The organism is Rhodopirellula islandica, assembly GCF_001027925.1.
GTDB lineage: Bacteria > Planctomycetota > Planctomycetia > Pirellulales > Pirellulaceae > Rhodopirellula > Rhodopirellula islandica.
Genome location: NZ_LECT01000010.1, coordinates 20,129 through 33,030 on the forward strand (window position 1 = coordinate 20,129; position 12,902 = coordinate 33,030).

Annotated in this window: 9 protein-coding genes; 2 read left to right on the forward strand and 7 right to left on the reverse strand. The window is 57.8% G+C overall.

What is annotated here, in order from left to right:
- Window positions 1–77: 77 nt before the first annotated feature.
- The 5 genes from RISK_RS04535 to RISK_RS04560 form a co-directional block, all read right to left on the reverse strand.
- Complete coding sequence (locus RISK_RS04535) at window positions 78–1,184, reverse strand: ABC transporter permease (protein WP_047813084.1); 1,107 nt, start codon at window positions 1,182–1,184, stop codon at window positions 78–80.
- An 11-nt stretch (window positions 1,185–1,195) separates the two neighbouring features.
- Window positions 1,196–2,329, reverse strand: coding sequence for an ABC transporter permease (locus RISK_RS04540; RefSeq protein WP_047813085.1), 1,134 nt, complete (start codon window positions 2,327–2,329; stop codon window positions 1,196–1,198).
- Between the two features lie 424 nt (window positions 2,330–2,753).
- A complete protein-coding gene (locus tag RISK_RS04550; RefSeq protein ID WP_047813087.1) occupies window positions 2,754–4,025 on the reverse strand; it encodes an amylo-alpha-1,6-glucosidase in 1,272 nt (423 codons plus the stop codon).
- Window positions 4,022–5,863: an ATP-binding cassette domain-containing protein gene (locus tag RISK_RS04555; protein WP_083434776.1), complete on the reverse strand. Its 1,842-nt coding sequence runs from the start codon at window positions 5,861–5,863 to the stop codon at window positions 4,022–4,024. Before RISK_RS04555 ends, RISK_RS04550 begins: the two co-directional genes overlap by 4 nt.
- Window positions 5,860–6,912 carry an efflux RND transporter periplasmic adaptor subunit gene (locus tag RISK_RS04560; RefSeq protein WP_047813150.1) on the reverse strand — a complete coding sequence of 351 codons (1,053 nt, stop codon included), beginning with the start codon at window positions 6,910–6,912 and terminating at the stop codon, window positions 5,860–5,862. Before RISK_RS04560 ends, RISK_RS04555 begins: the two co-directional genes overlap by 4 nt.
- Before the next feature lie 408 nt (window positions 6,913–7,320).
- On the opposite strand from RISK_RS04560, the gene RISK_RS04565 reads away from it, so the two are divergent.
- Window positions 7,321–7,713: a BlaI/MecI/CopY family transcriptional regulator gene (locus RISK_RS04565; protein ID WP_047813088.1), complete on the forward strand. Its 393-nt coding sequence runs from the start codon at window positions 7,321–7,323 to the stop codon at window positions 7,711–7,713.
- Entirely contained in the window at window positions 7,706–8,068 is a 363-nt protein-coding gene (locus tag RISK_RS04570) for a hypothetical protein (protein ID WP_236696019.1), read from the forward strand. The genes RISK_RS04565 and RISK_RS04570 overlap by 8 nt, the downstream gene beginning before the upstream one ends.
- Window positions 8,069–8,365: 297 nt before the next feature.
- On the opposite strand, the gene RISK_RS04575 is transcribed toward RISK_RS04570, so the two are convergent.
- Both RISK_RS04575 and RISK_RS04580 read right to left on the reverse strand, forming a co-directional pair.
- Window positions 8,366–9,487: a polysaccharide biosynthesis/export family protein gene (locus tag RISK_RS04575; RefSeq protein WP_047813090.1), complete on the reverse strand. Its 1,122-nt coding sequence runs from the start codon at window positions 9,485–9,487 to the stop codon at window positions 8,366–8,368.
- A gap of 291 nt (window positions 9,488–9,778) precedes the next feature.
- Window positions 9,779–12,814: an AsmA family protein gene (locus RISK_RS04580; protein WP_047813151.1), complete on the reverse strand. Its 3,036-nt coding sequence runs from the start codon at window positions 12,812–12,814 to the stop codon at window positions 9,779–9,781.
- Window positions 12,815–12,902: the final 88 nt, after the last annotated feature.

Genomic DNA, 12,902 nt, shown 5'->3' on the forward strand with positions numbered 1-12,902 from the left:
AACGGCACGACCTCAACAACCGAAGGAGAGTGAGGGCGATTGAAAACGGTGATTGGACCATGGCAAGTTGACAAAGCTTAATTCATCCGCCGACGAAACAGCCATCCGGCGGAGGTCAGCGTGACGGCCGCGATCAGGGCCATCGGCCAGAACTGATCGATCAACAAATGGAATGGAGTGCCTTCGAGGAACGTGCCCCGCACCACCACCATGAAGTAACGCAGCGGGTCGAGGTAGGTCAACGTTTGCACCAACGGTGGCATGTTCGCAATCGGGGTTGAGAATCCCGAGAGGATGATCGCAGGAACAAGAAACAAGAACGCGCCCAGCAAGGCTTGTTGTTGGGTCACAGCCAGCGAGGAGATCATCAGGCCGATGCCGATCACGGCCAGCACAAACAGCACGACGCCGCAGTAGAGCGTCAACAGGCTGCCGTGAAAGGGAACTTCGAACCACAGGATGGTTGCCACGATGATCACGGTGGCTTCGGCGATGCCGATGATGAATCCCGGTGTCGCTTTGCCAACCAGAATTTCCCAGGGGCGATAGGGCGTGACCAACAACTGGTCGAACGTGCCTTGCTCTCGCTCGCGTGCCACCGAGAGGGCGGTGACCAGCAACGTGACAACCAGCGTCAACAACCCCACGATGCCCGGCACAATGAACCAGCGACTTTGTAGATTCGGGTTGTACCACGAGCGCACTTCCAGTTTGGCGGGTGCGCCGCTGAATCCGTGCTCAGTCGCCCAAGCCGCGTTGAACCGCTGGACGATCTGCCGAGCGTACCCCAGCGTGATCAGGGCCGTGTTGGAATCACGCCCGTCGAGAATGATTTGGATGGTGCCCTGGCCATCTCGGTGAATGTCGCGACTGAAGGTGCGTCCGATGTGCAACACCACCAACGCTTGGCGGCTATCGACCAACGGAGCGATCTGGCGATCTTCCGTGATCGTGGCCACTCGCCGAAAGTTGCCGGAACCTTCAAATCGGGCCACCAATTCGCGTGATGCCTCCCCGGAACTCTCGTTGTAAACCGCCAGTGGCACGTCGGTCACATCGAACGTTGCCGCATACCCGAACACCAACAACTGAATGATCGGTGGGGCGATGATCACGAACCGACTGCGGGGATCCTTCAGCAGAGCCAGGAACTCCTTTTGAATCAATGCGATCAGGTGGAACATGGGCAAGCCTGCTAGTGGAGTCGCTTGGGAGAGAGCTTGACCGTCAGACCGAGAAAGACGATTGCCATGATTGCCAGCGCGGCCGAATTGGGCAGGATGACGCTCCAAACGTCGCCAGCCAGAAAGGTCGTCTTCAAAAGAGTGACGTAGTAGCGGGCTGGGATCAGGTGCGTCAGCCACTGGATCGGCCAAGGCATGCTGCCAATGTCAAAGATGAACCCCGACAAAATGAAGGCGGGCAAAAACGTGGTCAGGATCGCGACTTGCCCCGCCACAAACTGGACTCGCGTCACCGTCGAAATGAACAGTCCCATACCGAGAGCGGTCAACAAGAACAGCGTGGAAGTCATCAGCAAAACCCACAGGGAACCACGCAGCGGCACGTCGAACAGCCACACTCCCATCGCGACCGAGAGCGTCAGCCCGCCCATCCCGAGCACGAAGTACGGCAGAATCTTTCCGAGCAGCACTTCCAGCATGGAGACCGGCGTCACCATCATGGCTTCCATCGTGCCGCGTTCCCATTCTCTGGCCATCAACATCGCGGTCAGCAAGGAACCGATCAGCGTCATCACCAGAGCGATGACACCGGGGACGAGGTAGTTTCGGCTGCGGACATTGGCGTTGAACCAAATCCGTTGCTGCAACGCGACCGGTTCCACCAACGTTGCCCCTTGCGACGTCACGCGGTGTTCCAGCCATTTGCCGTGCACGGCGGTGACATACCCCTCAACGATTCGAGCGGTGTTCGCATCGACACCGTTGACCGCCAGTTGCATGGTGGCCCCGCCAGGCCGTCGCAACTTCGAAGAAAAGTCTTCACGCAGATGCAAGATCGCGTCGACACGGCGTTCCATCATCGCTTGCCGCGCCGCGGGCATCCCATGGAGATAAACCGGGCTGAAGTACAGAGAGTGCTCCAACTCGGCGCAGAAGCTGGTCGTGTCCGGCGTCGTTCGCTCAATCACCAACGCGATCGGCACATGTTCTGCATCCAGCGAAACGCCGTAGCCAAACATCAGCAACAAGATCACCGGCAGCACAAACGCGATCGCCAGGGAACTGGGATCTCGCCAGACCTGCAAAAACTCTTTCCGAACGAGCCCCCGCAGTCGCATCCACGATCCGCCACGTCGAGTTGCCATGGTCAAGCCTCACCGTGGGGAATGTGGGATGACGTGGCGAACCACACATCTTCACCCTCCTGGCAGGAGGGTCCGGCGGTTTTGAAGTGCTGTGCCAGGAACGTCTTGAGAACCCCACCCGCGGCGCGGGAGGGGTCGGAAAGCGAGCGTTCAGCGAGATTTCCGGGGGAGGGCAATCCACACCGCTTCCCATGCTCGGCCCCCTCCCTCGCGTACGCCTGAACGGCGTCGCTCGACCTCCCCCAAAACTTCGTTTCGGGAGAGGTTCTCAAATGCTGAAACCCGCTAAAACGCGGCCTCGATGAACGGCACGACCTGCATGCGACAGCGTCTGGCCGCTTCGGGCTGAGGAGTGCAAATTCGCGAGACGCTAAAAATGGCTGAGCGAGAACGCAGCACGTCCTCGTTGCACGAAGGGTTTCAGTCATGATTTGCCCGCTCTGAATAGAGGCGTGCCTTCCAGGGCGTGATGACCGATGACGGCACCCGCGGCACTCCAGCCCTGGTGACGCGTTCCTCCAGCGGTGAACCGTTGACCGTGCACATATTCGGGAAAACTCCACGGATCGCCATCCATTTCCAAGGCATTGGCTCGATGGATTCCCAGCAGATACCTCCGTGCCTCGTCCTGCTTGCCTCGGGCCGCCAGGTCGGCCACATAAAACCCCGTGACCATGGGCCAGAGACCACCGTTGTGATACTCGTGCGGTTGATTCTTGAACGTGTATGAGAAACTCATCTGCAAATCACGCCAGTCCTCATCCACCGGCTGGATCACGGGATAAAAAGCGGGCATCACTGACATGTCATCGGGAACGACGCCTTCATCGATGAGGAACGCATCCACGCGGGCACGCTGCTGATCGTCGGCCACGTCCAGCAACGAAACGAGCACGTTGGCCAAGGAGTCAAACCGGTAACCGTATCCCTGCGGTGAAAAAAACGACATCCAGTGGTGATTAGCACAGTGATCGCAGGCTGCGGCCTTGCCTTTGCGGTAGAGCACTTCGTGGTACACATCATCGGGAAGCTCGTTCCCATCGTCGAACCAATAGTTGTCACGAATCACATGTTTGAGGTGAGTCGTTTTTTCTTCCAAGACGTGATCCGACGATTCATGCAAATGACGATGGACCGCACACAGGTCTTGCTGGGCTTGCAAGTAAAGCAGTTGATCGTAGAGCACATAGCCGTGGTGAATGTACTCGTCCGCCCAATCGCCGGTCTGAGGCACGTACAACAGCCCACGGTTATTGAATTCCCAGGCACCGAGGAGGAATCGCACGCGTTCCATGACCGGCAGCATGTCGTTGAGGAAGTCGTCATCGCCAGTGGCGTGCCAGTATTGGCAACAACCGATGAGGAACCACAGGTCCGCATCCACCCGCCCCGTTGTACCGCCATAGCTGACACGACCTGCCGCGGTGTCCACGTTGCTCGGAATCTCACCTTGCGGCCCCTGGTGGTGAGCCAAGGTCACCAACGTGTGGCGCAAAGTGCCCACCAACTCACGGTCCCCCGTCATCAAGGCGGCAAGCCCCATGATCACTCCGTCCCGCGCCCACACTCGACGGTAATTGTCACGCAGCGAGGGACTGGCCAGAAACCCATCTTCGCTGCTGCACTCGCGCAACAACGCGATCGCGCGGTCGTAACCGTCACTGAGAAGTGCTTCGTTCGTCTGTTGCTCGTTCATGATCGTGATCCTGCTGCGGCGGTTCCAAGTGAAATCTCGCTCATTGGAGATTCAATCAACTGAATGAAGGCCTCTTCCATGGTCGGATTGGGATTGGACTGGTTCGCTGATTGATGTTTGATTTCGGCGGGAGTGCCCAGTGCTAGGATTTCGCCCGACATCATGATGGCCATGCGGTCGCAGTACTCGGCTTCTTCCATGAAGTGCGTCGTGACCAACACCGTGACACCGGATGCGGCCAGCGAATTGATGCGATGCCAAAACTCTCGCCGGGTCAGCGGATCAACGCCGGACGTTGGCTCATCCAGAAACAGAATCTCGGGTTCATGCATCAACGCACAAGCCAACGACAAGCGTTGCTTGTAGCCCAGTGGCAGGCCGCCGCTGTTGTCGTCCGCGATCGCCTGCAGCTCAAACTCATGCGTGGCCCATTCCATTCGTTCCCGTCGACGACTGCCACGCAATCCGTAAGCACTGCTGAAGAATCGCAGGTTGTCAGCGACACTGAGCGTGCCATACAGCGAAAACTTTTGAGACATGTAGCCGATCTTGGCACGAGCGGTCGCGGCGGCTTTGCGAACGTCGACCCCTGCGACTTGCAAGGTTCCGCCCGTGGCAGGGAGCAAGCCACAAAGCATCCGGAACAACGTCGTCTTGCCGGCACCATTGGCGCCCAGCAAGCCAAAGACTTCGCCGGGCGCGACATCAAACGTCACTCGCTTGACCGCATAGAAATCGCCGAACTGACGCTCGACTTCCTGAACCTTGATCAGCGGCTCAGGGACATTCGCCTTCGACTTCTCTCCGGATGGGTCGAGTAAAATGAGGGGAGGCCTCTTTGATGGAACCTCGACTGCCGAGGAACGTTCGCGGCGTTCATGAAGCATCGCGATGAAACCGTCTTCAAATCGTGGCGGCACCGCGGTGATGGATGCATTGGGATCATTGGGAAACCACTTTTCGACGGACGCATCCACGTTGCCTTCCACAATCAAGCGGACGGAGTCACCTTGGATCACCGCGTCGGTCACGCCTGCTTGGCCAGCCAACTGCTCTTGGACGTCACGGTTTTTGCGACCTGGGATTTGCACTTGAAAGGCACGCCCGGTCAAAGGCTCGCTGAACTGAGTGGGCGGTCCCTGTCCCAGCAGTTGCCCTTCGTCCAGCATGATCACTTCGTCACAACGTTCGGCTTCATCCAAGTAGGCCGTGCTGAGCAGCACCGTGGTGCCCTCTTCACGCACGAAGCGTTCGACGATCGTCCAAAGTTCTCGCCGTGAGACAGGATCGACGCCGACGGTGGGTTCATCCAACAAGAGCAGTTGCGGTGGATGAATCAACGTGCAGGCCAAACCGAGTTTTTGCTTCATGCCGCCGGACAATTTCCCCGCCAGTCGGTTGGTGAACGGGGCCAGACCGGTCATGTGCATCAACTCGGTGAATCGCGTCGGTCGAACGTCGAGCGGAACCCCTTGAAGATCGGCGTACAGATCCAAGTTTTCCTGGACCGTTAAATCCTCGTACAGACCGAACCGCTGTGGCATGTAGCCCACCGTGGCTTGGACCTGCAATGATTGCCGGGCAGCATCGAGTCCCAGCACGGTGACCGTTCCACGATCCGCCTGCAGAATCCCGGTGGCCAGTCGCATCACTGTGGTTTTGCCGGCACCATCGGGCCCAATCAGTCCGGTGATCTTTCCTGTGGCGACACTGAACTGCAAATCACGCAGCGCTGTGACGGTCCGCTTTCCCGCCTGGAAGTTCTTTGTCACATCGTTCAAATGCAAGGCGACTTCGCCGCGGTTGGGCGACGAAACAACGAGTCCTTCGCTGCTCATGGTCGCGTCACAATGCTCGTGCCATCGGGCTCCACTTCGTTGGCTTCGTCGACCGTTTGGTTGAGCGGGATCTTGACCGTCGCAGGCATCCCCAGCCGCAATTCATTGTCGGGATTTTTGACGAAGACACGAACTTGATAGACCAACTTGGTCCGCAGTTCACTCGTTTCGACGGGCTTGGGGGTGAACTCGGCTGACGGTGAGATGAACCCGATCCATCCCGGGTAACCTTTGTCTGGAAAGCTGTCCGTGACAACGGTGGCGGTCATGCCTTCGGCAATCTTGCCCAGGTCGGACTCCGATACATAGGCTCGCACCCAAAGGGGATCGTTGAGTGCCATCGTGAAGACCGGTTTCAGCGGTGATGCCATGTCGCCCACTTCCAGGATTCGGGTCTGGATAACACCGACAGACGGCGCGTATAGCGACGCATCATCCAAATCATGTTCTGCCTGTGCCAGTTCCGCTTCATAGCGTTTGAGCGTCGCCTTGGCTTCGGCGATGTCCTCCTCTCGAGGACCAGCGAGGACCAAGTCCGCCACCGCTTGCAGCGATCGGATGCTGGCTTGGATCGAATTGTATTCCGCCAGGGCATCGTCGACTTCTTGTTGCGAGGCCGCGTTGGATTTCAGAAGTTTGCGAAGCCGTGCGATGGTGCGTTCTTTGTCGACCGCGGTTGCCTGGGCTTCCTCGACATCCGCAAGCGCCTTGGCAATTTCTTCCTTTCGCGACCCCGCTTCGAGTCGGGCGACGACCTGCTTCTGCGCGTCGACGATGGCCTGGGCGCGAGCAACGACATGCTCCAGTCGCTCGGTGTTCAACTTGGCCAGCAACTGACCGGTGGTGACACGGTCGCCCTCTTCGACCTTCAGTTCCGCGATTCGCTCGCTCCCGTTGATTGCCAACTCCACTTGGCGAACTTCAACGTTGCCGTACAGAACGAGTTCGCTGGTCCCCTGATGATCCTGCCCAGAACGCCAGTACCAATAGCCTGCTGCAATGCCACTGAGCACACCGGCGAAGAGGATGGAACGAATGAGTTTTGGCATGTTCTTGGGTCCCAGATTACGAGTCGTCATCGGAACCATGAAGCTCGATGGAAAGGCACTCGAGGTCGGATTGGCGTTTGCCCCACCTCTTTTCGAGTTCCGCAATCTTTATACCGGGACCTGGGCTCAGCGGCCAAACAAGCGGCGATGAACCTCTCATCCGCTCCCATCCCCCGTAAAACGTGTGCCCAATCGCGCACCAAGCTTGGTTGCCAATCGCGGACGCCGTGTCGGTCAAAAAGTCGATGAGCGCGCGGTCAGTGTGTCCATTCCGCACACAGACGGTTCGCGTTTGTCTTCCATGCTCCCGTCCTGGTCTCGCGAATCGCTCCCGTCCTGCGTCCGCTATCGGAGCATCCCTTGACTCAGCGAAATCTTTCGCTTTCAGACGACGCGTTTGGATTTCAGATGGCCCGCTCTTCCAGTGCTACCCCTACCGCTGTTGAACTGCAAATTTTGCGGGTGCTGTGGGAACACGGTGCCTGCGGTGTGGGTGTGATTCACGAGCACCTGTCTCGTGAACGAGGCACCAACTACTCGACCACCATGAAAATGTTGTCGGTCATGTTGGGCAAAGGCCTGGTCAAGCGAGACGAAACGCAACGTCCCCATTTGTATCGAGCGGCTTGGAGCCGCGAGCGAATGGGCAAGGGCTTGCTAAAAGATTTGGCGACCAAGGTGTTTGAAGGATCCGTGTCGAGCTTGGTTCTCAACGCACTTTCGAACAGCAAGGCAAGGCAAAGCGACATCGAAGAGATCCGTCAGATCCTCACTGAAATGGAGAATCGCAGCGATGAATAGTTGGATGGAATCCACTTGGGCAACACAACTGGGATGGGTGTTGCTCAACAGCGTTTGGCAATTTGCATTGATCGCGATCGGCATTGCCGCCATTCGTTCTTTACTGCCAGACTCAGCCAAGCGACGTCATCGTTTGGCGTGCTTGGGAAAGCTGGCGATGGGGCTGTGTCCGTTGGCAACATGGCACACCCTGTCGAGGTCCATCGACTCTGCGACCATGATGAGCAACCTGCCAGTCCGGTTGAGTTCGAGTCAAGCTGGCATCTGCGGGTGTTGGTGCCCGGTTGGCTCGCTGGGATGGCGATGTTTTCTATTCGACCGATCTTGGGTTGGTGGTCGCAGAGAAAACTATTGAGCGATGCAACGAGCGATATCCCAGATCATTTGGCTGAATCGATTGAGCGAGCATTGAACCGAGTCGGTCTTCAACGCGCCGTGCAGTTGCCGGATGGGCTGGCATGATGATTGATCCGGTTGGCGGCGTTGCCGACCTTTCACCACATGATGACACATCGTTCCGATTCAGCCTGTTGATTGAGTCAGCCGGAACGCGATCGCATCCGGTTCGTCTCCGGCAACCGTGGACCAATGCCCACCGGCTGAACGCTGCATCTGCGAAACGAATTCACTCAACCGGCTGGATGGCGACGGGTTACTGCGAGAGTGGAGCAAACTCGAGTTCGCCGTCGACGTCCGCATCGCTGGTCGGGCCGGCGTGATTGCCTTGGGCGTCTTGCGTGTTGAGGTAGTCGCTCAGGTTGGCGTCTTGGTCCGCCGGAATGTTGTCCGGCTCCACGAGACCTCCCACTTGTGACCTCTCGTTTGCCAATCGCATCCAGCCGACACTGCCGGGAGGAATCATGGCGTCGTGAACCATGGCCATGGGTTTGGCGGTGACGTACTCGGGGTTGCGGCAGGCACGGTTGCATCCGGAACAACGTTCGCACGGACGGCTGCCTCGCCAAAACATCAGCTCATCCAAACAGCTTCGCGACGCGACGAAAACGCGATCACCGGGTTGGATCTGATAGTTCGTCGCCGTGTTTCCCATTTGAACGATTTCGCGGTAACAAACCGGCAAGGTGACGCGGCATTCACAGGGATCGGTTGGCCGAGCCAACAGGATTTGGCACGGATTGGCGCTGGACGTCAAACCGCCCGCTGACACGATCGCATCGAGCACGGTTTCTGAGCCGGACAGCGGATACGCCCCCGGGGCGTTGACTTCACCCAGCACATAAAAGCGATCGACTGGTTCGAGAAGCCGAACGTTGACTGCGATGGCGTCGCAATCCTCGGGCATCGGTTCTGACCGGTTCGATTCCGAACCTTGTTCGCTGGCTGCTTGTTCGCTACGTAATTGTTGGCAGTCGGATTCCTGCTGACGAATCTGGTGAGCGATCTGTTGCTCGATGAGTGATTCCGCCTGCTCGAGATCGCGGCCGGCCACGATGACGCGTCCGTAAGGCCCCAAGTCCAAGGTTCCGTCCGCCAAGACGACTTGGTCGGCCGGCAATCGCAGGTCGCGTTCCAGATTGATGGGCTCGATCAACAGAGCATCCCCCGGCTGCAAGGCTCGCGGTGGCAAGACTTGCTTGGCATTCTCTCGAGCGATTCCGCCAGGGATTCGAGAGGCATTGAGCACCTCCTTTGCTTCGCTGGTGAGCGTCGCGCCGGACGGATACAGCGATAGCCCCAGCGTGCTGCAACCGGTGCTGGCCATTGCGAGCAAGCAACCAAGCGTGAACAGAATCTGATGACCAGAACAACTCATCCTATTACCTCTTGCCGTGGAATCCTTTCCCTACGAACAATCGGCTCAAAGAACAGAACTGGCGTGACTGATTCACGAAGACCGTGGTGATCATCACAACCCGCAAACCTCGCCGCGGTTCAACGTTCACGCGAATCAATCAGCGTTTTCGAACGCAAGCAGACTTAAGCAGGTCGGCAGGAATGATCGGGTAGAACCATGTGAGCCGTTTGGGCGTTAGCCCCGGTTGGACGTGGAAGCAACCACGCTTGCCAAGACATTTCAAATGCCGAAAGACTCCTGCCGACCTGCTTAAAATCCGCCGTCTACGCCATCGACGGCGCCGGCGGTGATTCCCGTCAGAATCAATCGTTGGCCTTCGCGAAGAAGGAATCGAGCCGTTTCTTCGCGGAATGTTTCGACAGGACGCAGTCGCACGATCGGATTTTGAGTGGATCCCATCACGGCCACGACCAGCGTCCGGTCGCGAAGCAATTCCGAGACGCTGAGGATCGCGGAAGTGGGAAGAAGCGAGCGAAGAGCGTACTCTTGTGCCAATTGGGTAAAGTTTGCTGCGATGTCGCGATAGTCACCCGTCGCAATCAACGCGTTCAAATCCAATCGCCCGCTCCGCAAGTAAACCTTGCCATCCGCTTGCACGAGCGCGTTGTCCGACCCCAGCCAGAACTCATCCAGCACGACGACTCCTTGGCCAAGGATGCCTTTGGCTTCGCCCACATCGAACGACTGGTTGGCCAGCGAGATCGGTCCAAGGAAACGCGAGGCAGCAAGCAACCCTGGCACCGCCGCACCGCGAGTGTCGCCCAGCTTGAAATCAAAGCGTCCGGACAAATCATCGATGGATTGAATGGATTTCCCACGCAGTGAAATCTCGCCAGAAATTTCACCGCTGGCCAGTGAACTGGATCGACCAAGCTGATCCGTCAACCGAACGATGTCCATTCGCCGGGTCTTCCAGTGGCTGGTCAGGTCGACACCGCCAGAGCGGCCCGACGAAAGTAGCAAACCGCCTTCCAATTGCCCTCCTCCAACGCGGGAACGCACCGAGGGAAAGTCGACGCTCCATTTGGATGATGGAAAATCCGCGGTCGCAACGATCGAACTGTGAGCGTTGCCAGCGGGAAGGCCGTAGATGTCCAGGTCTCGTCCATCGACGTTACCTCGCACCCGCATCGACTCGGTGTGTCCGGTGACGGTCGTCTTGCCAGACACTCGTCCAGCAAAGCTGTTCGCGGTCTCGCCAATGAACCACAGTCCGCGTTTCAAATCCACGCGGGATGCCACCAATCGCGTGTCGAATCGCGGGTGAATCCGTCCGTCGCCATCAACTAAATAAACCAGTCCATGCAGGCTGACGGAACCGTCCGCGTAGTCGCCTCTGAGAGACTGAATCCGGAGCACGTCGTTTTCAATTCGGCCAGCCAATCGAAGTTTTCTTGAAAGCGGCTGAGCACGATACTTGAGCTGCGACAGCTCGAGATCGATCGTGGTGTCCGGAATCGTTGTGTCTGGAATCACAGTGCCTGGTATCACTCTGCCAAGTCCGCTTGGTGATGCGAAGTTGACCGAGACATTGCCGGTTGCCTTTCCGGTCAGCCCCATCTTTCGACGTGCCAACAAATCAACCAACGCGTCCAACGACACTCCATCAAACTTCAGTTGTGACGCTTGGAGTCGTGCGGGCAAATCATTCCACTGATCCGAAGCAACCAGTTGTGCGGTGGAGTTGCCTTGGACGGTTCCGCCGAAGAGGTCGCCGTTCAAATCGAACTGGAATTCACCTTGGTTGGCGGAAACGTTCGCGGTCAAATCACCGATCGAAGCATCGCCCAGCATGATGGACGAAGCAATCAACTCCGCCGACCCGCGATGCGCAACCGGATCGGTGAGTTGCTTCAAAGGGACTTTCCAATCGATCACGCCGGACAGCGTCGATGCGATTTTGAGTTCAATGGAGTCTGAAACAGGAAGTCGTAGCTCAGGTCGAATGTCGCGAAAATTGAGATCCACGACGAGGTCTTCTTGGTCGCGGCGAGGCACGGTTGCTTGGCCGGAGACTTGACCGCCGAACAAGGTGGCGGTCAGCGATGTCAATTCAAAAGCGGTCTCAGTGAATTGATATTCGGACTCGACACGATGCACCTTGAAGCGTGCGGGGAGATCGGAACTTTGCCGCCGCGGAGTGAGAGCAAAGTTGGTTGGCGTGAAGCGAACATCGTGTTCGAATGAGCCGAGATCGACTCCTGCCACTTCGATCGATGGAGACGCCAGTGAACCAGCGATGTTCCATTGCAGTTGTTCCGCCCGGTCGCTCAGTTCGCCTGTCCCTTGGATTCGAAAATCAAGTTTGCCCTGAACGAGTCCTTCTTGTTCGGATGCTTCAGAGGCGGCGATCCATTCGGACACCTGCCCGATCGGAAGGTCGTCCGCGGCCACCTCAAAGGAGAACGGTCCATTGCCGGTCAGCGGAAGATCCGCTTGGCCGATCATCCGAACGGCGGAGGGATTGGACGTCGGTGTTGTTTGTAGATCGATCTTGTCGGCTCGCAGACGACCGTCTCGCATGACCACTTTGCCGACCTTCAAATCCGCCGGCGGCAATCCACCAAGTTCCAGGGCGTCGGCTTGAAGGGTTCCCTCCAAGTCGTAGCTGGCGATGTCGTCGATACGGTGGATGGGAGCTCGAAACTGCACGACTCCGGAGAGCTCACCATCCTTCGGGAGCATTGGCTCGTAGGACGGGAACAAAGAAGCGACAAGTTTTGTGATGGGGGCGAGCGAGATGTCGTCCACCTTCAACTTTGCGGACACGTCACCTTGGGGGACCAATTCAAGTGATCCGCTTCCTGTGAACTCGCCTTTCGTTGGATCGTTGGAAGTCTCGCTTGATTCGACGGTCGAGCCGGTCAATGAACTCAGCGTCGCAACGCCATCGCGATAGCTGACCGTGGTTCGCAGATCGAGAAATCCGAAACGGTCGACGACCAAGCGTGAACTGCTCAGTGTTCCATCGAAACGGTAGGCGGCCCCGTCGGTGAGGGAGGTCCATGGAACGCCGACATCAAACTGCACCGTCACGTTGCCTTCCAACGGGATGCCAAGATCGATCCCGATGGATTTCAGTCGCTCGGACAGTTTGGCGACATCGATCTCACGAAACTCCCATCGGCTTTCCCAATAGCGATCCGCGGGGGCCGCGTTTTCTTGACGTGCAGGTGGCTGACGTGCAGGTGGCTGGACTGCGGGGGGTTGCTGGGCTGAAAGTTGTGCGGCAAAGGCAAGCGACGAAAACACCGTGACGACGCCAATGACGATGCACGTGCGCAATCGTCCGGCCGAACTTAGGCGGCACATGGCGGGCGGCGGATCGAGGCGATTCCCGGACACTTTGGCTCCATCTTTCGTAGTTCATGCC

Excerpts from the sequence above, each read along its gene's own strand:
- RISK_RS04550 (WP_047813087.1), bottom strand. The coding sequence starts at position 4,025 with ATGAACGAGCAACAGACGAACGAAGCACTTCTCAGTGACGGTTACGAC.
- RISK_RS04540 (WP_047813085.1), bottom strand. The coding sequence starts at position 2,329 with ATGGCAACTCGACGTGGCGGATCGTGGATGCGACTGCGGGGGCTCGTT.
- RISK_RS04565 (WP_047813088.1), top strand. The coding sequence starts at position 7,321 with ATGGCCCGCTCTTCCAGTGCTACCCCTACCGCTGTTGAACTGCAAATT.
- RISK_RS04560 (WP_047813150.1), bottom strand. The coding sequence starts at position 6,912 with ATGCCAAAACTCATTCGTTCCATCCTCTTCGCCGGTGTGCTCAGTGGC.
- RISK_RS04570 (WP_236696019.1), top strand. The coding sequence starts at position 7,706 with ATGAATAGTTGGATGGAATCCACTTGGGCAACACAACTGGGATGGGTG.
- RISK_RS04575 (WP_047813090.1), bottom strand. The coding sequence starts at position 9,487 with ATGAGTTGTTCTGGTCATCAGATTCTGTTCACGCTTGGTTGCTTGCTC.
- RISK_RS04535 (WP_047813084.1), bottom strand. The coding sequence starts at position 1,184 with ATGTTCCACCTGATCGCATTGATTCAAAAGGAGTTCCTGGCTCTGCTG.
- RISK_RS04555 (WP_083434776.1), bottom strand. The coding sequence starts at position 5,863 with ATGAGCAGCGAAGGACTCGTTGTTTCGTCGCCCAACCGCGGCGAAGTC.